This is a genomic window from Rheinheimera sp. D18 (genome assembly GCF_004345025.1).
Classification (GTDB): Bacteria; Pseudomonadota; Gammaproteobacteria; order Enterobacterales; family Alteromonadaceae; genus Alishewanella; species Alishewanella metallidurans.
The window spans coordinates 3161992-3187800 of record NZ_CP037745.1; the positions used below are offsets into that span (position 1 = coordinate 3161992).

Here is a 25809-nt window from a genome sequence, read left to right on the forward strand (position 1 = left end):
TGCTTAACGCGGTGCGGTAGCAAAATCGCTAAACTGCCAGTGTGTGGGTTGCCAATGCCCGCTTCGTAAATGCACGGCTTGGCCGCATAACTGGTTTTTACCTTGTAAGCAGCGAATTAACAATACTTCAGGCACTATATGGCACTGTAAGTCGGCAAAGGCTAACTCGGTTAGCGGTTGCCACGGCTCTTTGCCGGCGCCAATAAATACATTAGGGCCGTCTAACGCCAGCATTTGTGCAGCATAAAAACTGGCCGCATTACTTACACTATTAATAAACTCGAACGGTTTGGGTAGTTGCTGCTGCACTATTACTGTATCTAATAAAGAATGCATATTACCCAAAGAAGGATAATCTGCGGCCAAATAAATACCGCTATTACTGGCTAGCTGACCACGAAAAGGCACTGCCAATAACAGGGTTAATAAGGCTAAACGATCCATCCGACGCGGCATTTTTGCTAGCTGCTGGCCCAACATCTGCTTTAATGCTTTATCACTAATATTGGCGTCTAATTCCAACTCATAATGCTGTATTACGCTAAACATCAGTATTTTCTCAACAATAAGCTGGCATTATTGCCACCAAAACCAAAGAAATTAGCCATAACAATAGCTTTAGGTTCAACACTCAATTCGGTATCGCTAAAAGGAAGACTAGCGTCTTTAGCATAAGATAGCGGCGGAAGGGTATGTTGTTGTAGGGTAGCAAATAGCAGTGCTAGCTCGCTTAAACCGCAAGCTCCTAAGGTATGGCCTAAATAGGGTTTTAACACCACTAATGGCGGAATATTAGTGCCAAATAACCGTAAAACCCCGTTTTGCTCAGCCGTATCATTGGCCAAGGTTGCTGTACCATGTAGCTTTAGCAAAGCAATGTCTTCAATGCTAACTGCAGCTTGCTGCAACGCCAGCTGCATTACTTTTGCAATATGGCTACCATCTTCTGCTGTAGTAGTAATATTGTAGGTATCGCAGGCACTGTAACCGCCAATTAATTCTGCTATTGGTGCTTTATCTGCTTTCGCACTTAGTATGGCTGCGGCATAAACTTCGCCTAATAACAGGCCATCGCGCTGCGGATGAAACGGCCGATACTGGCCGCTGCGGCTGGCAAGTTCCAACGCATTAAAGCCAGATAGCGTAATTTGGCCTGGCGGCTCAAAAGCTAAAACCAACACATGACGATATAAACCCGCTTGCAGCATACGCTGGCCATAAAGCAAAGCATTAGCTGCGCTAGTGCAAGCCGTATTAAGCAGCCGAATAGCAGCAAAATTAAATCGGCCGTCAAACTGCTCGCTAAAGCTATCAAACGACGGCAATAATGCCATGTCTAGTGGTGCGCCTTGCTGCAGTTTTTGCTCGATTAAACACACATCTAACCCAGTAGAGGCAACAAGTAATAAGCACTCTGCTGCGGTTAAATTAGCCGAGTTAAGAGTGTCATCTATTAAGTTATGTAATCGTGTTCGTAGTGGCAGCTTGTCTGCTGGCGCCGCCAAATAGGGTAATTGTAATCGATCTAAGCTCGGCGCAGGTAACGGCAGTTCACCCTTAGCATAGCGGCCTACCGCTTGCGCTAAGTTTGCACCTAATGCTGAACAAAGATGAAACTGACTAAGATAAACTGGGATCATGCGTTCGCCAAAATATGATCGGCTAGGCTATCAATACTGTGCAGCACCTTACGCCCTTGGCTGGCGCCTTCAATGCGTACGCCATACTTTTTTTGCACAGCTAAACTTAACTGCAACGCATCAAGACTATCTAAATCTAGCCTACTACTACTGCCAAATAGGACTTCATTATTAAGAATATCCTGCCAATTTAAATCATCTTCCTTGTCACACTCAATCACAAGCAGTTGTTTTAATTGTTTATTTAATAAATTGCGGTCCATTTTATCCGGCTCATTTTATATTTATAAATAAAGTACGCTAAAGCAAAACTGCTTAGCGCAAACAGTACTAGTTTTAATGCTGACGGCATAATATCAACAATGTCACCATGTCCGGTCAGTAAAGTAAGGCAACCTTCTAGTGCCCAATTCATTGGCGACAATGCCGCAACTTGCTGCATGGCTTCAGGCATTACTACTGTTGGCACCATAATGCCACCTACCGCCGCCAGAATAATATTACAACCACCACTTAACATCAGGGCTTGCTCATTACTGCGCACTAAGCTGGCAATTAAAAAGCCAAAACAGCTGCTGCATAGCGCAATGCTACTCGCTAACACAAGGTATGCCACTGGGCTGCCATTAAACTGCAGCGGTGCAAGCCCTAACACGGGCAACAACAAGTAACTTACCGTAAGCAGCAAAGCAAACTGTAACAAGTTAATCATAAAATATGGCAAACATTTACCTAAGGCCAGCGTTAGCGGGGGCAAACCGGCCGACTTTAACCGCAACAAAGTGCCGCTTTGCTGCTCAGCTAGCAAGGTATTTGCCATAGGTAGCATAACAAAAAACATGCCGAATATTAGCCAAGCTGGCACGCTATGCTGGCTGGCACTGGCTTGGCCAAACACTTGGCCCTTAGTGCCTAAATCAAGCTCAGTTATGGTGCTATCGGTTTGTTGGCGAACAATAGCTAATTGTTCTGTTAAGCTTTGTTCATCAGACAGCATCTCGTTAGCGCTTAAAAATGCGTGTAAGCGAGTTTGCGCCAAGCTAAGTATTACCGCCGACCGCACTTGCTGGCGCAGCACAGGAACTGTACTAGCAGGAAAAATTAGCTGTAATTGCGGCAAAGTGCTGGTCGCTTCTTGATTTAATAACTCGCTAAAGTTTTTATCAGTAACAACCTGGGTTAAATTATTAGTCGTGTCAGTAACAGTCGTTAGCACGGTAATTTGCTCAGCCAAGGCGGCGGCAAAAAAACGACTATCAGCGTCATCTGCATGTTGTAGCAAACTAACACTGGCCGTAGCGGGTGTGCCAGAATTTAAATCAGACAACGCAAAAGCCATTAGTAGTACAAAGGTCAGCGGCATTAAAAACAATACCGCTAAAGCGTGTATATCTCGGCACAATAAACGCCACTCTTTACTTAATAGCGCCCACAATCTCATAACTGCCCCCCAGTCACATGCAAGTACAGTTGCTCTAACGAGGGCCTACCGTAACGTAGTAGTTTTGGCTGCACCATCTGAGTAGTAATAAACAGGTTTAATTGTTGCCATTGTGCAGTCGTTGTTAAGCTTATTAAAGAGCCCTGTGCTAATGGCTCGGCAGTTAAGCCCAGTTTAGCCACTAATTCTAACCAGCCTAACGGAGCTTGCTGAGACCATTGCACCATTAGCTGCCAACTATCGCTGCTCAACTGACTTATTGGCGCATCAAGCAATAACTGCCCTTGCTGTAACACCAAGATTCTATTCGCAATTTGTTCAATTTCTTGTAAATAATGGCTGGTATACAATAAGGTTTTACCCGCTGCCGCCAGTTGCTTTACGGCGTTAAGTAACTGCTGGCGAGATTGCGCATCTACCCCCACAGTGGCTTCATCAAACAGATAAACATCTGCTGGCTGCAATATGCCAATGGCAAAATTTAGTCGGCGCTGCCAGCCACCCGATAGTGTTGCTGCGCGTTGCTTAAGCCTATCGCTTAAGTTACAAGCCTCAATTACCATTTGCAGCTGTTGCTGGCGCTGTGCGCCTTTAAGTTGGTATATGTCAGCAAAAAATACCAGGTTTTCAGCAATGCTAAGCTGGCTATAAAATGCCAAATGTTGCGGCACCAAGCCCACTCGAGTATCAGTTTTTTGCCAAGTTAATTGCCCGCTGGTGGGCTTAACTAAGCCACTTAATAGCGAAAATAACGTGGTTTTACCTGCGCCATTAGGGCCCAGTAAGCCAATAATGTCGCCGGCGTTTAATGACAGAGTTAATGCTTGCAGTGCGTCAATTTCAGCTGCTGGATAACGATAGCTTACTGCAGATAATTTAAGCATGTTTAGCGGCCTCTACATGCTCTACTGCCACTAATAACGTGCCACTAAGTATAGGTTGCGTCTGACTTACCTCAAACTGATACTGCGCACCCGCTTCGTTTTTACTAAGCAGTTCGCAGCTTACTGTTACTGGCATGGCAGTAGCTGTTATTTGATATATTTTTACTTTTTGCACTTTTACCACATAGGCTCGCCGCGTGATCTTAGAGATGCTCGCGCCATGTACCGCACACAATTGTGCTGCGGCTTCATATAGCAAGTAACTTGGGCAGTTTGGGCCATATAGCCTTAAACAGTCGGCGGTAGTAGTGCCTACAATATATGTCGGCGCAATAACACTGACAGAGTCAAGCCAAAGTGCGGCGCCGCGATGGGGCAATAGCTGTTCTATAGCAATACGATTTAAGATGATAAATTGCCCGCAAAATAAAAAACCGAAGTCTACCGCAGCAATAAACCATTGTCACGATTGCCAGTATATACAAAGGTGTGACATCTAATATCATTCAACGGTATGCTAGCAGTATAAATAGCGGCTTATTAAAATACGTGGCTTTATAAACAGGGCAAAAATATGATTTTGCTAGGCTATAGGTTGCAATTATTGCCCTTACTGCAGTGCCAAGCGTACCTAACTAATATTGAATGGCAGTATGCGCAAACACTAACCAACAAAAGAGCGCTGCAATTTTGTAATGGTCGCGCATTAATTCGTCAGTTATTACTGCGTTATCATGGTATTAGCTATAACAACATAGCTATTGATTTGCCAACTGATAAAGCGCCAACGTTAAGGGTATTAAGTGAGCCATGGCAGTTATCTATCAGCCATTCAGCACAAGCGATAGCAGTAGCAATAAGCCAAACTAATCGATTAGGTTTAGATATTGAGCAAATTAAAGCTCGAAACATTACTGAATTTATCACTGAATATCCAGCCCTTGCAGGGGCTAAAAATTTAACTGAGTTTTATCAACACTGGACAGCAGCAGAGGCCTACAGCAAATATAGCGGTGAGCCATTACTCAACCTATTGCAGCAATCCGTTAAGCTAACAGAACCGCAGTATCACTTATCATTACACGGTTATATGCTGTGTTTAACATATCAATATGCTGATGCTAAGCTAGAAATAAACGAACAAAAACAGGCTATAAATTAAAACCTGGTATTTTATTGATTAGATTAAGTACTAGTTTTGAGCTAACTTATAACCAGCCATATTTATAATAAAAAAGGTGATTTATGAATTTTATTTTATTTTTAATTATAGGTGCAATAGCAGGATGGCTGGCAGGGCTTATTATGAAAGGCCGTGGTTTTGGTCTTCTTGGCAATATGGTTGTCGGCATTGTCGGCGCGTTTCTTGGTGGCTTTCTGTTCGGTATGCTAGGGCTAGCAGCTTTTGGCTTAATTGGCTCTTTAGTAACAGCAACTGTTGGCGCTGTAGTGTTATTGTTTTTAATTAGTGTAGTAAAAAAGAACTAGGGCTTGTTGATCTTTCGTGATGGATTATTAGACAGCATGATGGGCTGGTATAATTACTTTCGCCAAAAACTAACCATGACAACCCATCATGCCAAGAACAATGTTAACAGACGAGTACTGGTCAAAGCTAATCAGATTGATGCTTAAAACGGGCCGCGTATATGACAAGCCGGAACACAGAAATACTTTCGAAGGCATTTTGTATCGGATGCGGGTCGGTTGCCCTTGGCGCGATGTGCCAGAAGCTTTTGGAGATTGGAGCGCCATCTACCGGCGTTTTAACCTGTGGTCTAAGAAAGGCATTCTAATGCAGCTATTCGCAGAGTTAAGGCAATTGGCTGATTTAGAGTGGGAATTTATAGACGGCAGCATCGTCAAAGCGCATCAGCATGCGACAGGTGCTCGCTCAGAAGATAAAGAAGCGATTGGGAAAAGTCGTGGTGGTAACACGACGAAAATCCATATGGCAGTGGATAGTTGCGGCTTGCCAATAGATTTTATTGTGACAGGCGGTGAGGTTCATGACAGTAAAGCAGCCATAGAATTACTAAAACAACTGCCTGATGCCGAACACGTTATCGCTGACCGGGGCTATGATAGCGAGAAGATACGAGAGCAGATCCGAGAAAAAAAGGGCGTCCCTAACATACCGCGCAAGCGTAATTCGAAGATTGGTAATGGCGATATTGACTGGTGTCTGTACAAATATCGCCATCTGGTTGAGAACGTGTTTGCCAGGCTAAAACATTACCGCTCAGTAGCAACAAGGTATGATAAATTAGCCCGGAATTATGCAAGTACACTGGCCTTGGCTTGCTGCCTTATATGGCTGCCAATGTGGGTTGGCTAAATTATAAACAGCAAAGATCAACAGGCCCTAATAATAACTGCCCATCTAACCTCAAAACAAATCTAGCGACTCGCCGGCTTGTGGTGAGTCGCTGTCTCTTTTGCTTTTTGCATTTAATCTAGCTCGGCGCTGCGACAATAATTTTAAAATATGTGCTCGCTCAGCAACTGGCTTTTGGTGCCAGTTAAATCGCTCGTCGCGTGAACGCAAGCAGCCTAAACAGTAACCACGGCTATTGCTTTGGCACACGCCAATACAAGGGTTTGGTAGATCAAACAGTTCTAACTGATCCACACCACTAGGCTCACTAATTTACACATAGTGTAAGTGTACGCTGAGAACTCTTTACCACGCAAACCCAGAGCAGAAACTGACTATTTTTTGTCTAATTGAAAAAACTGTTTGACTTCGGATTGATAGACGGCTATTTCTAATAGTCATTCGGTCTGTGTTGCAGACTACCTAATTAAAAAATATCTAACTAAGTAAATAGGTCAGAATAATATTATGCGTTTAGCTGCCATTCTTAACATTATTGTCCTCGTCGTGGTGATTATTAGTCGCCGCGGGGGCGCGTGTTTGGAAAAAATAAAGTAGCTTAGGCGAATTCCAACCAACCCCCGCTCCGAAAGGACCGGGGGTTTTTTCGTTTTTGGGCATTAAAAAAGTTAACCAGAGCAAGAGGATAAAATAATGAAAGGCGCAGAGTTGGTAATACAGGTGCTGCAGCAACACGGAGTGGATACCATTTTTGGCTATCCCGGCGGCGCTATTATGCCGATTTACGATGCCTTGTATCAAAGCAACGTAAAGCACTATTTATGTCGGCATGAACAAGGCGGCGCGTTCTCAGCTATTGGTTACGCCAGAGCATCGGGTAAAGTGGGCGTTTGCATGGCCACCTCTGGCCCTGGCGCAACCAATATCATTACCTCGCTAGCCGACGCGTTATTAGACTCAGTGCCGGTAGTAGCAATAACCGGGCAGGTGTCGCAAGCGGTAATGGGTTCTGATGCCTTTCAAGAAGTTGACGTTTTAGGCTTAAGTTTAGCCATAACTAAACACAGTTTTATGGTGCGCAGCGTGCACGAGCTAGAGGCTACCTTGCATCAAGCCTTTGCTATTGCACAAAGTGGCCGGCCGGGACCTGTGTTAATCGACATTCCTAAAGACGTGCAATTAGCCGAGATTGACTACCGACCCAGCCCATTTACCAAGCACAGTGCCACAGCAATCAGCACCTCGTTAACTAATGCAGCTAAAGCGCGCCAGTTAATTGCGGCAGCAAAAAAACCGATGGCCTATATCGGTGGTGGCGTGCATATGGCCGGTGCCATGGCGCAATTACAGCAATTTTTAGCCGACAATCCTATGCCATCTGTTACCACATTAAAAGGCATGGGCTCGGTAGCCAAAGACAACCCACATTATTTAGGCATGCTGGGTATGCACGGCACGCAAGCGGCAAACTTCGCGGTGCAGCAGTGCGACTTGCTGATTTGTTTAGGTGCACGTTTTGACGACCGCGTAACCGGCAACCTGCAAAAATTTGCCCCTGAAGCCAAGGTTATTCATGTTGATATTGATCCGGCCGAAATTAATAAAGTACGCTTTGCTGATGCGGCTTTGTTGGGCGATATGCAACAAATTTTACCGGCAATATCATCTAGCACTAACTGCCCAAACTGGTTGGCACATTGCGCAATGTTAAAGCAGCAACACGGCTGGCGTTATGATCACCCGGGCGAGCGTATTTTCGCGCCATTAATGTTAAAGCAGTTAAGCGATCGCATGCCAGATAACAGCGTAGTGTGCTGTGATGTGGGCCAGCACCAAATGTGGGTGGCGCAACATATGCGTTTTAATAACCCGCGTAACCATTTATCTAGCGGCGGTTTAGGCACTATGGGTTTTGGTTTACCAGCAGCCATTGGCGCTAAATTAGCGCGGCCGCAAGACACCGTTATTGCCGTATCAGGCGATGGCTCTTTTATGATGAACGTACAAGAGTTAGCCACCATTAAACGTTTTCGCTTGCCAGTAAAAATAGTCATTATCGATAACCAACGCTTAGGCATGGTAAAGCAATGGCAGCAGTTATTTTTTAACGAACGCTATAGCGAAACCGATTTATCTGACAACCCCGATTTTGTTGCTTTGGCCTCAGCTTTTGCCATTCCAGGCCACAGCATTACCCGCAAAGATGAAGTAGAAAGCGCGTTAGAAGCCATGTTTACTTGGCCTGGGCCGTACTTACTGCATGTAAGTATTGATGAAAAAGACAACGTTTGGCCATTAGTACCACCAGGTGCCGCCAATGAAGATATGATCACGGAGCAAAAAGCATGAACCACGTATTAAATATCACCACCAACAACACACCGGCCATAGTTGAGCGCTTGCTGCAGGTTACGCGCTATCGCGGTTACGAGTTAGCCGGCTTAGAACTGGCAAGCCACGCTGATGCCAGCAGCTTATGTATAACGTTAACCGTTCGCAGCGATAAACCTATTCAGCTGCTAACTAACCAACTGCATAAACTGTATGACATTCAGCAGCTAGAGCTGGTGTCTGCTGACTTAGCCATGTTAAGAGCTTAAAGCTATTTACCTTTTATTTTATTGAATACACGGAGCACCCTAATGCCAAAGTTAAGATCCGCCACCGTTACTGAAGGCCGCAATATGGCGGGCGCGCGTGCACTATGGCGCGCCACTGGCGTAAAAGACACCGATTTTGGCAAACCTATTGTTGCTGTCGTTAACTCTTTTGTTGAATTTGTACCCGGCCATGTGCATTTACGTGATCTGGGTAAGCTGGTTGCGCGCAGCATTGAACAAGCCGGTGGTATTGCCAAAGAATTTAATACTATTGCCGTAGATGACGGCATTGCCATGGGTCACGGCGGCATGCTGTATAGCTTGCCATCACGCGAGCTGATCGCCGACTCGGTAGAATATATGATTAACGCGCACTGTGCCGATGCCATGGTGTGTATTTCTAACTGCGATAAAATTACCCCCGGTATGTTAATGGCGGCGCTACGGTTAAATATTCCGGTAGTATTTATTTCTGGCGGGCCAATGGAAGCCGGTAAAACCAAGCTGTCAGATCAAATTATTAAGCTAGATTTGGTAGATGCGATGGTATCAGCGGTTGACCCAAATGTTAGCGATGCCGACAGCGAAGAAATTGAGCGCAACGCTTGCCCCACTTGCGGCAGTTGTTCAGGCATGTTTACCGCCAACTCAATGAATTGCTTAGTTGAAGCCCTAGGCTTAGGCCAACCGGGCAATGGCTCGTTATTAGCTACGCATGCCGATCGTAAAAGCCTATTTGAACAAGCCGGTTTTCGTATTATGGAACTATGCAATCGCTGGTACAAACACGACGATGCCAGCGCCTTACCACGCAATATTGCCAACAAAGCCGCTTTTGAAAACGCCATGATGTTAGATATCGCCATGGGCGGCTCTACCAATACCGTGTTGCATTTACTAGCCGCGGCAATTGAAGGTGAAATTGATTTCTGCATGGCCGATATCGACCGTTTATCGCGCATTGTGCCGCATCTATGCAAGGTTGCGCCGTCAACGCCACTGTATCATATGGAAGACGTGCATCGCGCCGGCGGCGTAATGGCCATTTTAGGCGAGCTTAACCGCGCCGGTTTATTAAACCCTAACGTGCCGCACATTGCCGGTAGCAGCCTTGGTGCAGTATTAGAGCAATGGGACATCACAACCACGTCTAATGAGCAGGCCAAACAAATGTACTTAGCCGGCCCAGCCGGTATTCGTACCACGCAAGCTTTCTCACAAAGTTGCCGCTACCCAACATTAGATGATGACCGCGAACAGGGCTGTATTCGTAGCAAAACCCATGCCTATTCGCAAGACGGTGGTTTAGCCGTGCTGTTTGGTAACTTAGCGCCAAACGGCTGTATTGTTAAAACCGCAGGCGTAGAAAAAGAAAGCCTAGTGTTTAGTGGTCGTGCACGTATTTTTGAAAGCCAAGAAGAGTCCGTTTCGGCTATTTTAAAAGGCCATATTGTTGCTGGCGACGTGGTAATTATTCGCTATGAAGGCCCTAAAGGCGGCCCAGGCATGCAAGAAATGCTGTACCCAACCAGCTATTTAAAATCGATGGGGTTAGGTAAAGCCTGCGCGTTGATCACCGATGGCCGTTTTTCTGGCGGCACCTCTGGCTTGTCTATTGGCCACGTTTCACCCGAAGCCGCCAGTGGCGGTGCTATTGCCCTAGTGCAAGAAGGCGATACGATTAATATCGATATTCCACAACGCAGCATTAATATTGCCATTAGCGAGCAAGAGCTGGCAGAGCGTCGCAGCGCTATGGAGGCCAAAGGCAAGCAAGGCTGGAAACCAGAAAACCGCCAGCGTAGCGTAAGCACTGCGTTAAAGGCGTATGCCTTATTAGCTAGCAGTGCCGACAAAGGTGCCGTACGCGATCTAACCATGCTGGAGCAGTAATGAGTAACCTAGCACTAGCACAAGATGACAATACCGATAGCGAGCTAATGCAGCACTATCTGCGCGAAATATTACTCTCGCCAGTATACCAAGCCGCGGTTGAAACACCGCTTGATGCCATGCCCAAGTTAAGCCAACGCTTGGGCCATAACGTGCTATTAAAGCGTGAAGACAAACAACCAGTGCACTCGTTTAAACTGCGCGGTGCCTTTCATAAACTACATAAAGTACAGCAGCAAAACCCAGAGGCGCGCATAGTGTGTGCATCCGCAGGCAACCATGCCCAAGGCGTAGCGTTATCGGCCAGTAAGTTGGGTTTAAACGCCACCATTGTTATGCCTATTACCACGCCAGAAATAAAGGTTGCGGCGGTTAAAGCCTTAGGTGGCAATGTAGTGCTACATGGTACCGCCTTTGATGAAGCCAATAGCTATGCTATTAACCTCGCTAAAACCGAAGGCGCACAATATATTCCGCCGTTTGACGATGCCGATGTTATTGCCGGGCAAGGTACAGTTGCCAAAGAGTTATTAAGCCAGCATAACCAGCTAAACACGGTGTTTATTCCGGTTGGCGGCGGCGGTTTATTGGCTGGCATGGCGGTATATATCAAAGCCATACAACCTAATGTACGCGTAATAGGCGTTGAACCAGAAGATGCCGCCTGCTTAAAAGCTGCGTTGCATGCTGGCGAACCGGTAACGCTGGGGCGAGTAGGCTTATTTGCCGACGGCGTGGCGGTAAAGCGTATCGGTAACGAAACCTTTAACCTTGCCAAACGGTTTTGCGATGACGTTATCACGGTAACTAGCGATGAAATATGCGCGGCAATTAAAGATATTTTTGATGATTTACGTGCCGTAGCTGAACCCGCCGGCGCTTTAGCCTTAGCCGGTTTAAAAAAATACAGCCAACAACGGCCAAGTAGTGTGCTAGCTAAACCACAACAACTGGCCGCGGTGCTAAGTGGCGCTAACCTTAATTTTGATACCCTACGTTATGTGTCAGAGCGCTGTGAGCTAGGCGAGAAAAAAGAAGCAGTTTTCGCGGTAACGATACCCGAAGAAAAAGGTAGCTTTCGTCGCTTTTGCCAAACCTTGGGTGGGCGCGCGATCACAGAGTTTAACTACCGCTACGCCAGTGATAATAAAGCGCATATTTTTGTTGGTATAAAACTACGTTATGGCCAGCAAGAATTAAATACCGTAACCACACTGCTTGCTGAAGCCGGCTACGATTTTCAAGATCTATCCGACGACGAACTAGCCAAGCTGCATGTACGCTATATGGTCGGCGGTATGCCGCCACGGCAAATAACCGAGCAGGTATATCAGTTTAATTTTCCAGAATACCCTGGCGCGTTAATGAATTTTTTAAATACCTTAGGGGAACACTGGAACATCACCTTATTTCATTACCGTAACCACGGCGCCGCTACTGGCGATGTGCTAGCCGGGTTTGAAATAGCCGAGCATGCTGATATTAAACCGCACTTAGAAACACTAGGTTACCAATACCAGCTGGTTAGCAATAACCGCAGCTATCAAACATTTTTAACGGCTGTTTGAAAGCTTAATATTAAGCGCTCGGCTTTAATGGCCAGCCGTAGCTTGTTGGTAGTAAGTCTGATTTTGCTACTGAGAAAAAATAGCTAGCGGCAAATACCGCCGTTAAATACCCGTAACCAGAAAATCTATCGCGGCAATAATTTCATCTCGATAAGAGGTTATTGAGCATTCGTGTATTTTTAAAAAGCTCGCAGATACGCTGGTGATCTGGTGCGTTAACACAGCGTAATCCTTATGCTTTATTTTGATAACCGGGCAAAGATTATTAGGGAAGCTTTTATCTGATGTGCTTGCTGGGGTTAGCGGAATTACAACTCTGCTATTTAATGTATCAAGTAGGCCAGTTTGGATATTAATAAAATAAGGGTACGTTTTATTTGTACCCTTATCAGTATTCACGTATACGTCAAACTGTTTCATTAAAAGGCTCTGTGCTTATCAGCAAAAAGGCCACTATTCTCAGCAAGCTCATTGCAAGCATCGATAGCGTGCTGGTTGTCCTCTAGCCATTGTTTACGCCGCTCGGTACGTATCTTCTCGGTAAGCGCCTGCTCTAGCGTTGCAGATAAATTTATTTTCAAAGCACGAGCCTCAGCCAACAACTCTTTATTGATACTAAGGTTCGCTGGCTTTTTAGCGGTGTGTTTATCAGTTATCGGTTGCATCAGCTTTGCTCACAACATCGGTTATACGCATTGATCATGCGCACTAGCCTAGTAGCGTGCATTTAACAAGTCAAGCAAACCAAGGCATAAATATTAGGTTTTGCTATTGCTCGGCCTTCACCGAGCTAGTTACGCTTTTACGCCGCAGTTTGCTAATTAACAAGTACATTGCTGGCGTAGTGTACAGCGTTAAAAACTGACTTAATAACAAGCCTCCGACAATAGTAATACCTAGCGGCTGGCGCAGTTCTGAACCCTCGCCACTGCCTAATAATAACGGCAATGCGCCTAATAGGGCGGCAAAGTTGGTCATTAAAATTGGCCGTAACCGTTGCTGGGCGGCCAAGGCTACTGCGTCTTTGGCCGACAAGCCCTGTTGGCGCTCGGCTGCCAGTGCAAAGTCGACTAGCAGAATTGCGTTTTTCATTACAATGCCAATAAGTAAAAATAAGCCGAGCAAGGCAATTAAGCTAAAATCACTATTGGTAACATACAAGGCTAATACCGCACCCAGCGCGGCACAGGGTAAGGTAGATAAAATAGTTAACGGTTGCAGCAGGCTTTCGTACAATACACCAAGCAGCAAATACACCGCGACAATAACACCGACAACTAGCCAAGTTTGGTCGCTAGAGCTAAACATGGCATTACGCTGATTTGCGCCACTAATAGCGTGTATTGCGCCTGGCACCATTAGCTCGGCTAAAGCTTGGTCTATGGCAGCAGACGCTTCATCTACCGTAACGCCGTCAGCTAAACCATAACCAATATTTACCGAGGCAAACTGGCCGTCGTGCTGCACGCGGTCTTGCACTAAACCATATTGATAACTCGCCACCGCTGATAACGGAATTTGATTGCCGTTTGCCGTTATTATTTGCAGTTGCTGCAACACCTCTGGCTGCGCGGTATAACCCGGCATTAGCTCCATTACCACACGGTATTGGTTTTGCTGATCATATAACGTAGCCACTTGGCGCTGTGAAAATGAGTTATTCAGCAAGGTAGCAATAGTACGCATATCAACGCCTAAGCGCTGTGCGGCTTCACGGTCAATATGCAGTTCTACTTGCTGCGCATCTTCACCACCGGGTGTACTAACGTCGACAAGCTGCGGTATTTCTTGCAGTTTTTCGCCAACTTTTTTCCCCCATTGGCGCAACAAGGCTAAATCATCTGACAATAGCTGCACTTCGTAGTCGCTACGGCTAAATGGTGATGACAAGCGAATATCTTGGTCGACGTTCATAAATAAGATGCCACCGGGTTCTTTCGGGGCGGTGTTGCGCAGGCGATCGACCACGGCACGCGCTGAAATTTTTCGCTCGGCTAATGGCTTTAACCTTACCCGCATCCACGAGTTACTTACGCCGGTATTACCACCCGCAGAGCCGGTAACATCGGCAACCGCGGGGTCTTTAAGAACATGCTGGCGGAATATTTCTATTTTTGGTTGCATCATTTGATAAGAGGCACCATCGTCGCCACGAACAAAACCGTTTAGCTGCCCAGTATCTTGCTCAGGCAATAGCCCCGACGGCACCTTGCTATACAGCCAACCGCCAGCGGCAAATAGCAGCACTAGCAGCAGTAACAACCAACGATAATGGTTAAGACCAATATCGATACTACGCCGATAAGCATTACTTAACCGTGAAAACAGCCCTGGCGATTGCTCAGCTTGCATCGGTTTTAGCAATAAAGCCGACAAACTTGGCGTAAGGGTTAACGATACCAGCAGCGAAATAACCATAGCCGCCACTAAGGTAATAGAAAACTCGCGGAACAAGCGTTCAACCAAGCCACCCATAAATAAAATAGATAAGAAAATAACAATCAGTGCTAGGTTCATACCCAATAAGGTAAAGCCAACTTCAGCCACACCTTGCCTTGCCGCCTGCAATGGCGTTAAGCCACGCTCTAAATGGCGGCGTATGTTTTCAACCACTACAATAGCGTCGTCGACGACTAAACCGGTAGCTACTATTAGTGCCATAACCGATAAGTTATTTAGTGAAAAATCGCACAGATACATTACGGTAAAAGAACCAATTAGCGCGATAGGTATAGTTAGGCTTGGTATTAACGCACTGCGTAAATTACCTAAAAACACCCATACCACTAACACCACTAAACCGACCGAAATAATTAAGCTTACTTGGGCTTCTTCTAGCGTGGCACGGATCACTGGGCTGCGGTCCATCACTACGGCTAAATCGGCACCGGCCGGGGTTAATGACTGCAATAGCGGTAATTGGGCATAAATTGCATCTATGGTTTCAACAATATTAGCGCCACTACGGCGGCTGACCAGCAAAATAACCGCGTCTTTATCGTTATGAAAACCCGAGCTATAGCGGTTTTCAGTAGAGTCGGTAACTAAGGCGACGTCAGATAAACGAATGGCTGCGCCAGCAACGTATTTCACCACCAGATCTTGATAGTCTGAGGCTTGGCGTTGGGTTTCACTGGTGGCTATTTGCCAGCGATGCACGTCAGATTCTAATACGCCAAGCGCCACTGAGGCGTTAGCAGAGCTAATAGCAGAGCGCACTTCGTCTAGCGCCACGCCATAGTGCGCCAACATGCCGGGGTTTAGTTGCACCCTTACCGCAGGTAACGACGAGCCACTAACTTCAACTTCACCAACGCCAGTAATGCGTGATAATTTTTGTGCTAATACCGTAGTGGCGTTGTCATACAGCAGGCTGCCCGACAGATGACCAGAGCTTAACGCTAACGCCATAATAGGGGCTTGTGACGGGTTAAACTTGCGATACACCGGGTTACCGGGCATGCCGGACGGCAGCTGGCCGCGCGCTGCGTTAATAGCCGCCTGCACTTCACGCGCCGCATCGTCAACGTTACGGTCAAGCTCAAACTCTAGCCGTACTTGGGCAGAACCTTGGCTACTTGATGAACTAATACGGCGAATGCCCGAAATACTGCCCAAAGCCCGCTCTAATGGCGTAGCAACTGTTGCCGCCATACTTTCTGGGCTAGCACCGGGTAAGTTGGCACTAACCACAATCATGGGAAAGTCGATAGCTGGCAGTGGTGAAACTGGCAATAGCCGCCAGCTGAGCAAACCCAGCAACATAATGGCAATAGCAATTAGCGCGCTAGCGACTGGCCGCTGAATAAAAGGCTGCGCTAGGTTCATACCGCGCTTGCCTCTGTATCTGCTAGCGCAGGGCGCTTGCTTACCAAACGGTCAAACCATAAATACACTACCGGCGTGGTAAAGAGTGTTAGCACTTGGCTAACTAACAAACCACCCACCATAACTAAACCTAGCGGTTGGCGCAGTTCGGCACCAGAACCACTAGCTAGCAACAGTGGCAAGGCACCAAACAATGCCGCTAGGGTGGTCATTAAAATAGGCCTAAAGCGCATTAATGCGGCTTGATAAATAGCGGCTTCAGGCGTCATACCTTGGTTACGCTGGGCGTCTAGGGCAAAGTCGACCATCATAATGCCGTTTTTCTTAACTAAACCAATTAGTAGCACTATGCCGATAACCGCAATTAAATCGAGCGGTTGGCCAGTAATAAGTAAAGCCAATAAGGCGCCCACCGTTGCGGATGGTAGCGTAGATAAAATAGTTACTGGGTGAATTAGGCTCTCGTATAAAATACCTAACACGATATACATAGTAACAATGGCCGCTAGCACCAACCATAAGGTATTACTAAGCGAGGCACGAAAGGCTTCAGCTGCGCCTTGAAAGGTAAGCTCAACTTCTGGTGGCATTTGTAACTGGTGCTGCACCGCTTCTATTGCCTCAATTGCCTCACCTAAGGAATAACCCTGCGCCAAGTTAAATGACAAGGTTACCGCCGGAAATTGGCCTTGCTGGTTAATAAGCAACCGTGCCGGTCGTTGCGATACGGTAGCCACTGAAGATAACGGCACACTGGCACCGCTGCTGGTGGTTAAATACAGCTTGTCTAAGGCATCTAGCCCTTGCACCTGCGCTGGGTCAACCTCTAGCACCACCCGATACTGATTCGACTGCGTAAATAAGGTTGAAACTTGCCGTTGGCTATAGGCACTTTGTAACACCGAGCTAATTTGCGAAACACTTAGCCCTAAGCGTGCGGCCGCAGTGCGGTCAATATCAATGTACGCTTGCAAGCCTTGCCATTGTAAGTCGTGCGCCACCTCAGATAATTCAGGCCGCTGTTGCAAGGCATCAACTAATTCTGGCAACCACTGGCTTAGCACCGCATGCTCTGGCGTGCTTAACGTAAACTGATACTGAGTACGACTAACTCTATCTTCAATACTCAGTTCCTGCACCGGCTGAAACCAACCTTTAATGCCAGGCACTGCTAGCACCTGCTGTTCAAGCTGGCGAATAATTTCAACCACCGACTGCGATCGCTGCTCGTGTGGTTTTAAATTAATAAGAATACGCCCGCTGTTAATACTGCTATTGCTGCCGTCGACACCAATAAACGACGATAAGCTGCTTACCGCGTCATGAGTTAGCATATTTGCGGCAAGCTCTTGCTGACGCATTGCCATAGCGGCAAAAGAAATATCCTGCGGCGCTTCGGTAATAACCTGAATTACACCGCTGTCTTGCACCGGAAAGAAGCCTTTGGGCACCGCCATATATAAACCAGCGGTTAATGCCACTGTGGCTAGCATGGTTGCCATAGTTAAGCGCTGATGCTGTAACACCCATTGTAATGCTAACGCATAGCGGTTAATTACTCGTTGCATCAGGCTGTTTTCTTGTTCATGTGCCGGCAGTGTAGTAAGCAAGCGCGCACAAAGCATTGGCGTAAGCGTTAATGACACCACCAACGAAATTAAAATAGCCACGGCTAAGGTAGCCGCAAATTCAAAGAATAAACGCCCCACCACGTCGGCCATAAATAACAGCGGAATAAGTACGGCAATTAAGGAGAAGGTAAGTGAAATAAGCGTAAAGCCAATTTCCTTTGCGCCTTTAAACGCTGCTTCATGCGGCGACGCACCTTGCTCACGGTGCCGTGCAATGTTTTCTAACATCACTATGGCATCGTCAACCACAAAGCCGGTGGCAATAGTTAGTGCCATTAATGTTAGGTTATTAATAGAAAAATCGAGCAGCAACATAACGGCAAAGGTGCCCACTAACGATAAGGGCACGGCTAAGCTGGGAATAATAGTCGCCGGAATAGTACGTAAAAAAGCGAAGGTAACTAAAATAACTAAGAAAATAGCAAACAGCAGCTCTTTTTGTACGTCGCGTACTGACGCGCGAATACTGTTGGTACGGTCGGTTAATACCGTAACATTTACCGCGGCCGGCATAGTAGCCGTAAGCTGCGGTAATAAAGCCTGAACTTGATCAGCCACGTCAATAACGTTAGCGCCTGGTTGGCGTTGAATATTCAGCAACACCGCAGGTTGGCTATTGGCCCAGGCCGCTAAAAAGCGGTCTTCTGCGCCTTGCTCTACCGTAGCCACATCTTGCAATCGCACGGGTGCGCCGCCACGCCACGCAATGACCAAGTTTTCATACTCGGCCACATCGCGAATTTGATCATTAGCATCTAACATGGTTGAGCGAAACGGCCCGTCAAAGCTACCCTTTGGCTGGTTAGTATTCGCCGCAGCAATAGCCGAGCGTAAGGTGTCTAAACTTAGGTTCATATTGGCCAGTGCAGCAGGGTTAGCCTTAACCCTAATAGCGGGGCGTTGGCCCCCGGCTAGGCTAATCATGCCAACACCGGGCAACTGCGCCAGTTTTTGCGCCATACGGGTATCAACAAGGTCATATACCTGCGGCAATGGCAGCGTATCTGAGGTTATTGCTAAGGTAAGAATAGGTGCATCGGCTGGGTTAACTTTGCGATAAATTGGCGGTGTGGGTAAGTCAGACGGCAATAACGACGACGCCGTGTTAATAGCGGCTTGCACTTCTTGTTCAGCCACGCCCATTTCAACCACTAGCGCAAACTGCAAGGTAATAACCGAGGCGCCAGCTGAACTGCTAGACGACATTTGCTTTAAACCGGGTATTTGCCCTAAACGCCGCTCTAGTGGCGCTGTAACGGTGCGCGCCATAATGTCGGGGCTAGCGCCGGGGTTAAAGCTAAACACCTGAATAATGGGGTAATCAACCTGCGGCAGCGCCGCAACTGGCAACATACGCCAGCTAAGAATACCCGCAATTAAAATAGCCAGCATCAGCAAAGAGGTGGCAACGGGGCGCATAATAAACGGGCGAGACATATTCATCGTCTGTTCCTTATTGCGCTGACGCAGCGGTGTCGCTTATTACTTCTACCGCGCGACCTGGCCGTAACCGATCTAGCCCTTCTAACACCACTTGCTCACCACCGGTTAAGCCGCCGGTTACGGCAATCACGCCATTATCTGCCGCGCCCAGCTGTATTTGGCGAATTTGCGCTTTGTTTTGCTCAATAATATACACATAGGTACCGGCCGAGCCGTATTGCACCGCATCTTGTGGTACAGAAATAACACCTTGCAGCTGGGCAATATTCAGCCTGACGTTAACAAACTGGTTTGGAAACAGCTCTTCCTGCTGATTAGCAAACTCGGCTTTTAAGCGCAAGGTACCAGTGGCAATATCAATTTGGTTATCCAGTGTGGTTAGCACACCACGGCTTAATAACTGCTGCTCATCTCTGTCCCACGCCTCTACCGTTAAGCTATTGCCTACACGCACGGCATCGCGCACCGCTAGCAGTTGCCGCTCTGGAATAGAAAACACCACGTTAATTGGTGCGCTTTGGGTAATAGTAACTATACCTTCGCTGTCATTGGCTTGTACTAGGTTACCTACGTCAACCCGGCGCAGGCCCAAACGGCCACTAATTGGCGCATGAATACGGGTATAAGACAGTTGTAATTTAGCGGCATCAATTTGCGCTTGGTTACTTTTTAACGCGCCAGTAAGCTGGGCTACTAAAGCTTGCTGCTGGTTAAACTGTTGGGCAGATATAGAGTTTTGTTTACGCAAGGTGCTGTACAGCGCTAAATCTTGTTCAGCGTTTTTAAGCTGGGCTAAGTTTTGCTCTTGCTGGCCTTGGGCTTGGGCTAATTGTATTTGATAATCGGCAGCGTCTATTTGCGCCAGCAACTGGCCTTGCTCAACCTTATCGCCCTCTTTAAAAGTTAGTTGCTGCAACGGCCCAGATACTCGGCTGCGCACTACCACAGTATTAATTGGCGTAACCGTACCTATGGTTTTAACTTGTACGCGTAAATCAGCAAGCTCAGCCTTTACTACCCGCACCGGCACCGGCATGGCCCAAGGGCTCATTGGGCCTCTGGGCCGTTTTGCTGCTGTTGTCGGCTCTGCCGCCGGCCAAAACCAATACGCTGCTGCCACTACAATAACCAAGCCAGTAACCAGTAAAGGTTTTTTGAATGCTGCCATTTGTACTTCCTGTCGCATAAACTAAATTTGTTAACACTATAATGCCATGCTAACCCAGCCTCAACGCAGTAACTGTCAAGATAAGGTAAAGATTGTCGCAGTATCGGCAAAGAGGGGAAATATAGCGGTGAATGGTAAAGCTTAATACACAAATATGCGGCTACGAGATCACAACTCTATACAATTTATAACTAAGAAAATTGCTAAGATAACTCAAAATAAACTTGGCCTATACATCAGAATTTTAACGAAATGCTTTGCTGCTCGTTTTAGCTATTAGGTAAATATACCACTATCATTCATTACTATATTCAGCCAGTAAGCTTGCTCAGTAGTAGGCTAAACTAGAACTCTCCCCCCTTCAGGAGGGAAAAACATGTACAACTCAACAGACTTTACACTACATGGACAGGTTGCCGTAGTTACTGGCGCAGGTGCGGGTATTGGTCGCGCCATTGCTGAAACGTTTGCTGCAGCGGGCGCCGCGGTAATGGTTAGCGATCTTAAACAAGAAACAGCTAATGCTGTTGCAGAGCAGATTATCGCTAACGGCGGTAAAGCCGCCGCCATTGCTTGCGATATTACGAAAGAAGATGACTTATCTCGTTTAATTAATGAAACAGTTAGCCAACTAGGTAAGCTTACTATTCTGGTTAGCAATGCAGGTGGCGGCGGGCCTAAGCCATTTGATATGCCAATGGCTGACTTTAAGCGTGCATTTGATTTAAATGTGTTTTCTTTGTTTCGCTTAGCGCAACTTGCCGCACCAGAAATGGAAAAAGCAGGCGGTGGCTCAATCTTGGCCATTACCTCTATGGCGGGTGAAAATAAAAATGAACATATGGCGTCGTACGCCGCATCTAAGGCGGCAACAAATCACCTTATTCGCAATATTGCGTTTGATCTTGGCCCGAAAAATATTCGCGTTAATGGCATTGCCCCAGGCGCAACCCGCACCACCGCGTTGCAATCTGTACTTACGCCAGAAATTGAACAAAATATGCTGAAGAAAACTCCGATTCACCGACTCGGCGAACCGCAAGATATGGCCAACCCGGCATTATTTCTCTGCTCGCCTGCCGCCAGCTGGATCAGTGGTCAAATTCTTACCGTATCAGGTGGTGGTGTGCAAGAACTTGAGTAATTTATGCTTTAGGCAAACCGCTAATTTTAGCTGCTGATTAATTCTGCCGCTATCTGATAGCTGGTTTGCCGCGCTATAGGGTTGTGCATCATACTAGTTAACATCAATTCGTCCGGATTATGCTGGGCAATAAAATCGGCAATACCTTGTTTCACTAACGCTGCATCACCTACCACAGAGCATGCAAGCGCAGTATTTACATAGGCTTTTTCATGCGGCTGCCAAATGCTGTCCATGTTAGCCACAGGCGCCGGCAGTAAACCTGGAACACCGCGAGTGAGGTTAACAAACTGCTGCTGTACCGAACTAAACAAGCGTTTGGCTTCAGCCGTGGTGTCAGCGGCAAACACGTTCATTGCCAGCATAAGGTAGGGTTTATCTAACTGCGCTGATGGTTTAAATTGCTGACGATATAACGCGGCGGCTTGTGTCAGCATACCGGGTGCAAAATGCGAGGCGAAGGCATAGGGTAAACCAAGTTGAGCGGCCAATTGAGCGCCATACAAGCTGGAACCCAGTATCCACAACGGCACATTTAACCCTTGCCCCGGCACGGCCTGCACTAGCTGATTCGGCTTAACCGGCGCAAAATACTGCTGCAACTCAGCGATATCAGCAGGAAACTGCGCTTCGGTTTCAGCCCGATTGCGGCGTAGCGCTCTAGCAGTAGCCTGATCACTGCCCGGTGCGCGGCCTAAACCTAAGTCAATACGGTTAGGATATAAGGTTGCTAACGTCCCGAACTGCTCGGCAATCACCAGTGGCGAATGGTTGGGCAGCATAATGCCGCCAGCACCTAAGCGAATGCGCGAAGTGGCAGCCGCTAAATGACTGATAAGTAATGAGGTAGCCGCACTAGCAATACCCGGCATATTATGATGTTCGGCCAACCAGTAACGGTGGTAACCAAGCGACTCGGCAAGCTGAGCTAAGGCTTTGCTACTAGCAAAGCTATCAGCAACCGTGCTACCAACCGACACTGGCGCTAAATCTAAAATAGATAAAGGGATCATTAGGGCTCCGCTATGCTTTAAATACACCAATTACATATCAACTGGCATACAACTATGAAGTTGTGGGGCTTAACCACAGCGGTTTCAAGGCTTAGATAATTAGCAATAAAAAAAGCCCTTAATATAAGGGCTTAGAGAGCATTCTTTACAAAAAGAATCTCAGGTGAAAACTATACTTTTGATCAAAATCATTATCTGCAACAAAAAAATGCAAACCAGGGGCAGTACAGTTGCGAAAACCTATGCATATTAAGACTTTAATCATACTGAACCCACTTATTATTTCACCTTTTTTAAAAGCATTTGTTTATTTTATCCCGTTTTTTGCTCTTTACAGTACATATTGCACTCACTTTTCAACATTTCTGCTAATGCAGTCCGTCTGGTATCAGTCGCCCCTTTTCTATCGACAGCGTAAACGAAATCGATTTCTCTGCCAATGATATGAACCTTGCTTTCTGCTCGCGTAACAGCTGTATATAGCCAACTCCTGTCAAGTAACCAACCACGCTCCAAAAGGACAATAATGTTTTTAGCCTGAGAGCCCTGTGCCTTGTGCAGTGTTAGACAATAGGCAAGATCAAGGTACTCAAACAACTCCCAGTCAACGTTCAATGAACGTTGGTATCCGTTCTCATCAAGATCGTCAAGTTCGATCGTGCAAGCAAATTCTTCGTTGGGACAAACCGCTGTTACAACCCCGAGCATTCCATTTTGAACATCATCCGTATACCGGGTTAACGTGATGACAACCGGATCACCTTTTCTGAACGTGTAATTACCAGCATTCACAGGCATGTCGGTTAAATCCAACAATTCTCCATCTGGATTGACCGAAGCCTGTAGTTTTTCATTCATGGTTCGAACAGTTGTGTTAGTCGCCGCGATTATCATTGCGCTGTCATAATTTGTATAAGCGGCAACTGCATCTTCTATGAGATTATTCACTGGTTCCTGAAACAGTATGTCCCGTGTAGTCAGAGCGGCTGGCAGTTGTCCATTCCGGATATCTTGCGAGTATGCCGGAACCGAACTGGTTGCCGCCTGCCGTCGCACCACGTCAAGCTCTACATGATTTATCACGCCACTTTTGATGACATCATTCAGTACGAATCCCGCGTTGATTGGCGGTAACTGATGAGGGTCTCCAATTAAGATTATCCGTGTTCTATTTGAAAATAGCGTCACCAAGCGCCACATCGTGTAGGCATCCAGCATGGATGCTTCATCAACCATAAGAACGCAGTTAGTGTCATTGATATGCTTTTCCTTTAGCAGTCGCGCTATTGTGCTTGTTTTGATACCAATAGATTGCTGGAATCTGCGAGCGGCCTTGCCAGAGAGGGCAACTGGATAAATGGTAAAGCCTAACCGTCGATAGACATCAACAATAATTCGGGTCGTTGTCGTTTTGCCAGTCCCAGCTCCGCCACTTAGCGCAAAAATGTGGCTTACTAACGCCATCCTGACTGCTTTCTCTTGGGCTTTTTCCAGCACCCAACCATCCGGAATGGCTGCGTTATAAGCATCCTCCAAATCTGCCAACCAATATCGTTTTATGGCGCTGAGTGAATGAAACCGTTTGGCTATTGTCCTTTCAAATATGTAGTTGCCGCTTACAAAATAGTTATCGGCCTGTCTAGTGAACCCAATGATATCACCTGTGAGTTGACTCGCTTTCTCTGTGAGTTGATGGTCGTTATTAAGAAGCCTGCTTACCGTCGGTTTAATATCTTCCCAACTAGCAACAGTGTGGCCCTTGTCAGCCCACTGTCTCAAAGCATATTCGACAATAGCCGTTAGCCTAATATCACTGCATTCACTTATCTTAAAATGCTTTTGAGCAATCATGTCGACCTTTTGAAATCGCATACCTAATGAGAACAGGCGGTACGGATTTTCTTTCAAAAAGGTGAGCGCATCTTTATCCGCGAATCTGAATAGTTGCCGCTGAATAGGCTCTTCAATCTCCCATTCGACAAGCTGGGTGGAGTTCCTTAAGTTTCTGTAAGATTCAAACCCCTTATACAAGTCCGATACAACCTCCTCCCTTATCAGAACTTTCTTGATCGCATCGAAGTTGGTTATTGTCTTATCATGCTTGTAAGGCGTATCTGGTTTCTCGCAAAGCATTGTAAATATGTCACTGCGAAATGCATCCCACAACAACTGAGCTTTGACTTTGCCTATGCCACGAAACTTTTTCTCTGCACTCAAAAATGCTACAAAACCCGAACCATTGTCAGGCATGACACATTTCAGTTTTGGCTCCATGAATCGCCACACGTTTACGTACACACCAGGACTAACCTCCTGTTGACGGACGGCATAATTTAATTCTTTGGTGATTGCCCATTGCTGGCCGACTTTAGGCTCGCAGTTTAGTTTGTTTTGAGTCGTAAGAATGATTATCCGGTGAGCACCGGCACGATGGTTCAAAAATACTGCCCCTAACTGAACATTGTCAGGACTGTATCTGTAGATCTGCGTTAATCTAACCAAAAAGGCATCATTGCTCATTTCCAAAGACCCATTTCCTCTAGCACGTCCTTGAACTCAGACAGCTTTGCAACTTCAGCAGATAGTTTTGCATTTTCTGCCTGCAAACGCCGATTGGCACGCTTTAAATCTCTGACCTTGGCAGAGTCTTTTATATCTTCATCATTTTCAGAGGGCAGGGTTACATCCACTTCTTCTTTTTTCAGTCGAGGGATTCTGTTGTGGTAAACACCCATCTGGGCCAACTCGAATTTCAGGTTCTCCAACATTTCGTGTAATAGTGGATTGCGTTTTGCTTTAAATGCATCTGAGCCAAAACCTAACTCGTCAGCGATTTTTTTGGGGCTCAGTTTATCCGCATAAAAATAGTCTACCCAGTTTGGAGATTCTTTCGCTTTCATTTCAGCGATCCATCCTGCAAACAACTCCCGGTTCTTCTCTCCGGCCTCCTTAGACATCATCGCTCTCCTCAACAATAAGGTTGATCGTTGTTCGACTAATGTAATTACAAATTTAGTTCTTATAAAGTCCCGGTGTTTCTATCATGTATTTTTTAAAAACGGAATTTGATATTGTTACAAAACCGGATATTGGGAGAATTATGATGATTTGAGGTATGAATTATGGCAACTGCATATTAAGCTCTATGGCTAAAGAGCGAGTCAAGAGTGGGATTATCGACCACGCACAGAATTTAGATAAGAAAAGCGCATATACCG

The 25809-nt window shown here is 46.4% G+C and carries 23 protein-coding genes; 8 read left to right on the forward strand and 15 right to left on the reverse strand.

Annotated elements, in window-relative coordinates:
* Positions 1-3: 3 nt before the first annotated feature.
* From E0Z06_RS14840 to E0Z06_RS14865, 6 genes are read right to left on the reverse strand one after another with little or no spacing between them, the layout of a single operon-like run.
* Positions 4-549: a hypothetical protein gene (locus E0Z06_RS14840; RefSeq protein ID WP_132586368.1), complete on the reverse strand. Its 546-nt coding sequence runs from the start codon at positions 547-549 to the stop codon at positions 4-6.
* Positions 549-1640 (reverse strand): beta-ketoacyl synthase N-terminal-like domain-containing protein, encoded by a 1092-nt coding sequence (locus E0Z06_RS14845; protein ID WP_132586371.1) that lies wholly within the window; start codon positions 1638-1640, stop codon positions 549-551. The genes E0Z06_RS14840 and E0Z06_RS14845 overlap by 1 nt, the downstream gene beginning before the upstream one ends.
* Positions 1637-1903 carry an acyl carrier protein gene (locus E0Z06_RS14850; protein WP_132586374.1) on the reverse strand — a complete coding sequence of 89 codons (267 nt, stop codon included), beginning with the start codon at positions 1901-1903 and terminating at the stop codon, positions 1637-1639. Before E0Z06_RS14850 ends, E0Z06_RS14845 begins: the two co-directional genes overlap by 4 nt.
* Positions 1885-3081: an ABC transporter permease gene (locus E0Z06_RS14855; protein ID WP_132586377.1), complete on the reverse strand. Its 1197-nt coding sequence runs from the start codon at positions 3079-3081 to the stop codon at positions 1885-1887. The genes E0Z06_RS14850 and E0Z06_RS14855 overlap by 19 nt, the downstream gene beginning before the upstream one ends.
* Positions 3078-3965: an ABC transporter ATP-binding protein gene (locus E0Z06_RS14860; protein WP_132586380.1), complete on the reverse strand. Its 888-nt coding sequence runs from the start codon at positions 3963-3965 to the stop codon at positions 3078-3080. Before E0Z06_RS14860 ends, E0Z06_RS14855 begins: the two co-directional genes overlap by 4 nt.
* Complete coding sequence (locus E0Z06_RS14865; protein ID WP_132586383.1) at positions 3958-4344, reverse strand: hypothetical protein; 387 nt, start codon at positions 4342-4344, stop codon at positions 3958-3960. Before E0Z06_RS14865 ends, E0Z06_RS14860 begins: the two co-directional genes overlap by 8 nt.
* Before the next feature lie 195 nt (positions 4345-4539).
* Between E0Z06_RS14865 and E0Z06_RS14870 the strand changes: the two genes are divergently transcribed.
* The 3 genes from E0Z06_RS14870 to E0Z06_RS14880 all read left to right on the forward strand — a co-directional run bounded on the left by E0Z06_RS14870 (position 4540) and on the right by E0Z06_RS14880 (position 6303).
* Entirely contained in the window at positions 4540-5127 is a 588-nt protein-coding gene (locus E0Z06_RS14870) for a hypothetical protein (RefSeq protein ID WP_132586386.1), read from the forward strand.
* A gap of 83 nt (positions 5128-5210) precedes the next feature.
* Positions 5211-5453 (forward strand): GlsB/YeaQ/YmgE family stress response membrane protein, encoded by a 243-nt coding sequence (locus E0Z06_RS14875; protein WP_132586389.1) that lies wholly within the window; start codon positions 5211-5213, stop codon positions 5451-5453.
* A gap of 88 nt (positions 5454-5541) precedes the next feature.
* Complete coding sequence (locus E0Z06_RS14880; RefSeq protein WP_011789342.1) at positions 5542-6303, forward strand: IS5-like element ISSpu10 family transposase; 762 nt, start codon at positions 5542-5544, stop codon at positions 6301-6303.
* Positions 6304-6354: 51 nt separating this feature from the next.
* Here the strand turns inward: E0Z06_RS14880 and E0Z06_RS14885 are convergent, their stop codons facing one another.
* Positions 6355-6597 (reverse strand): DUF1289 domain-containing protein, encoded by a 243-nt coding sequence (locus E0Z06_RS14885; protein WP_132586392.1) that lies wholly within the window; start codon positions 6595-6597, stop codon positions 6355-6357.
* A 399-nt stretch (positions 6598-6996) separates the two neighbouring features.
* On the opposite strand from E0Z06_RS14885, the gene ilvG reads away from it, so the two are divergent.
* Genes ilvG through ilvA form a run of 4 tightly spaced genes read left to right on the forward strand, consistent with a single transcriptional unit; the run spans position 6997 to position 12364 of the window.
* Entirely contained in the window at positions 6997-8652 is a 1656-nt protein-coding gene (gene ilvG / locus E0Z06_RS14890; RefSeq protein WP_132586395.1) for an acetolactate synthase 2 catalytic subunit, read from the forward strand.
* Positions 8649-8903, forward strand: a complete 255-nt coding sequence (gene ilvM / locus E0Z06_RS14895; protein WP_132586398.1) for an acetolactate synthase 2 small subunit — start codon at positions 8649-8651, stop codon at positions 8901-8903. Before ilvG ends, ilvM begins: the two co-directional genes overlap by 4 nt.
* Before the next feature lie 42 nt (positions 8904-8945).
* The gene (gene ilvD, locus E0Z06_RS14900; RefSeq protein WP_132586401.1) at positions 8946-10796 is read left to right on the forward strand and encodes a dihydroxy-acid dehydratase; all 1851 of its coding nucleotides are present in this window, start codon (positions 8946-8948) and stop codon (positions 10794-10796) included.
* Positions 10796-12364, forward strand: a complete 1569-nt coding sequence (ilvA, locus tag E0Z06_RS14905; RefSeq protein ID WP_132586405.1) for a threonine ammonia-lyase, biosynthetic — start codon at positions 10796-10798, stop codon at positions 12362-12364. The genes ilvD and ilvA overlap by 1 nt, the downstream gene beginning before the upstream one ends.
* Before the next feature lie 102 nt (positions 12365-12466).
* Here the strand turns inward: ilvA and E0Z06_RS14910 are convergent, their stop codons facing one another.
* The 5 genes from E0Z06_RS14910 to E0Z06_RS14930 all read right to left on the reverse strand — a co-directional run bounded on the left by E0Z06_RS14910 (position 12467) and on the right by E0Z06_RS14930 (position 20434).
* Positions 12467-12784, reverse strand: a complete 318-nt coding sequence (locus E0Z06_RS14910; protein WP_132586408.1) for a CcdB family protein — start codon at positions 12782-12784, stop codon at positions 12467-12469.
* The gene (locus E0Z06_RS14915) at positions 12784-13029 is read right to left on the reverse strand and encodes a type II toxin-antitoxin system CcdA family antitoxin (protein ID WP_132586411.1); all 246 of its coding nucleotides are present in this window, start codon (positions 13027-13029) and stop codon (positions 12784-12786) included. The genes E0Z06_RS14910 and E0Z06_RS14915 overlap by 1 nt, the downstream gene beginning before the upstream one ends.
* A 103-nt stretch (positions 13030-13132) precedes the next feature.
* Positions 13133-16192, reverse strand: a complete 3060-nt coding sequence (locus tag E0Z06_RS14920) for an efflux RND transporter permease subunit (protein WP_132586414.1) — start codon at positions 16190-16192, stop codon at positions 13133-13135.
* Positions 16189-19266: a multidrug efflux RND transporter permease subunit gene (locus E0Z06_RS14925; RefSeq protein WP_132586417.1), complete on the reverse strand. Its 3078-nt coding sequence runs from the start codon at positions 19264-19266 to the stop codon at positions 16189-16191. The genes E0Z06_RS14920 and E0Z06_RS14925 overlap by 4 nt, the downstream gene beginning before the upstream one ends.
* Positions 19267-19276: 10 nt before the next feature.
* On the reverse strand, positions 19277-20434 hold the full coding sequence (locus tag E0Z06_RS14930) for an efflux RND transporter periplasmic adaptor subunit (protein ID WP_132586420.1): 1158 nt from the start codon (positions 20432-20434) through the stop codon (positions 19277-19279).
* Between the two features lie 376 nt (positions 20435-20810).
* Here E0Z06_RS14930 and hdhA point away from each other — a divergent pair, with 376 nt between their 5' ends.
* Entirely contained in the window at positions 20811-21578 is a 768-nt protein-coding gene (gene hdhA, locus E0Z06_RS14935) for a 7-alpha-hydroxysteroid dehydrogenase (protein ID WP_132586423.1), read from the forward strand.
* 26 nt (positions 21579-21604) lie between these two features.
* Here the strand turns inward: hdhA and E0Z06_RS14940 are convergent, their stop codons facing one another.
* From E0Z06_RS14940 to E0Z06_RS14950, 3 genes are all read right to left on the reverse strand, one after another.
* A complete protein-coding gene (locus E0Z06_RS14940; protein WP_132586426.1) occupies positions 21605-22591 on the reverse strand; it encodes an LLM class flavin-dependent oxidoreductase in 987 nt (328 codons plus the stop codon).
* A gap of 312 nt (positions 22592-22903) precedes the next feature.
* Entirely contained in the window at positions 22904-25111 is a 2208-nt protein-coding gene (locus E0Z06_RS14945) for an ATP-dependent RecD-like DNA helicase (RefSeq protein WP_243695611.1), read from the reverse strand.
* Positions 25108-25551 (reverse strand): hypothetical protein, encoded by a 444-nt coding sequence (locus E0Z06_RS14950; RefSeq protein WP_207903104.1) that lies wholly within the window; start codon positions 25549-25551, stop codon positions 25108-25110. Before E0Z06_RS14950 ends, E0Z06_RS14945 begins: the two co-directional genes overlap by 4 nt.
* Between the last annotated feature and the right edge of the window lie 258 nt (positions 25552-25809).